This window comes from Aquabacterium sp. A08 (assembly GCF_011742065.1).
On sequence record NZ_JAAQQT010000469.1, the window covers coordinates 1 to 458 of the forward strand.

Below are 458 nucleotides of genomic sequence, written 5' to 3' on the forward strand. Positions count from 1 at the left end.
CGCTCGGCGTCCTGGCCATCGCGGGTCAGTTCGTTGAAGCTCGGGCAGCTCCACACGTTGGCGGCCACGCCCCAGTCCTTTTCCAGCAACGCTTGCGCGGCAATGCTCTCGCGCAGGATGGTGCCCGAACCCAGCAGTTGCACGCGCGGGGTCAGCTTGACGCCTTCCTTGCACAGGTACATGCCCTTGATGATCTGCTCTTCGGTGCCCGGCGTCAGGCCCGGCATGGCGTAGTTTTCGTTCAGCAGCGTCAGGTAGTAGAAGACGTTGTCCTGCTTTTCCACCATGCGCTTGAGGCCATGGTGCAGGATCACCGCCACCTCGTGGGCGAACGTGGGGTCGTAGGAGATGCAGTTCGGAATGGTGCCGGCCATGATGTGGCTGTGGCCGTCCTCGTGCTGCAGGCCTTCGCCGTTCAGCGTGGTGCGCCCAGAGGTGCCGCCCAGCAGGAAGCCGCG

1 protein-coding gene is annotated in these 458 nt (G+C 64.4%); it reads right to left on the bottom strand.

All coding sequences use genetic code 11. The features are described from left to right. Positions 1-458, bottom strand: a 458-nt coding sequence (locus tag HA630_RS02670; protein ID WP_407061932.1) for a transketolase-like TK C-terminal-containing protein, incomplete at both ends; no start/stop codon positions are given.